This window comes from Bacillus sp. SIMBA_005 (assembly GCF_046535585.1).
Lineage (GTDB): Bacteria > Bacillota > Bacilli > Bacillales > Bacillaceae > Bacillus > Bacillus pumilus.
The window spans coordinates 1-267 of record NZ_JAWRWI010000509.1 but is presented as its reverse complement, the minus strand read 5'-3'; the positions used below and the strand labels follow the sequence as shown (position 1 = coordinate 267).

1 protein-coding gene is annotated in these 267 nt (G+C 58.8%); it reads right to left on the bottom strand.

Annotated features, from left to right (window positions below):
• Positions 1–207, bottom strand: a 207-nt coding sequence (locus SB660_RS21100) for a response regulator (RefSeq protein ID WP_486304212.1), incomplete at its 3' end; no start/stop codon positions are given.
• Positions 208–267 lie beyond the last annotated feature (60 nt).

The following is a 267-nucleotide window of genomic DNA, read 5'->3' as shown; positions in this document are numbered from 1 at the left end:
CAGGACAATATCGGGCGTGATGCGTGCAAGACATTTAAGCGCAGCTTCGCCGTTCAGGGCCACGAGCACGGTGTAGCCGGTCGAATGCAGCGCATCGGAGAGTAGCGCGAGATTGTCCGGCGTGTCGTCGACAATCAGCACGACGGTGCGGTCCGCCGGAACACCGACCGGGATGGAGTCAATACGGTCAACGGATTCTTCAACCATGCGAGTCGCTTGAGAAAAGTTCAAGTTGATGCGCGAACTCGGTCAGCTGGAAGCGCTGGG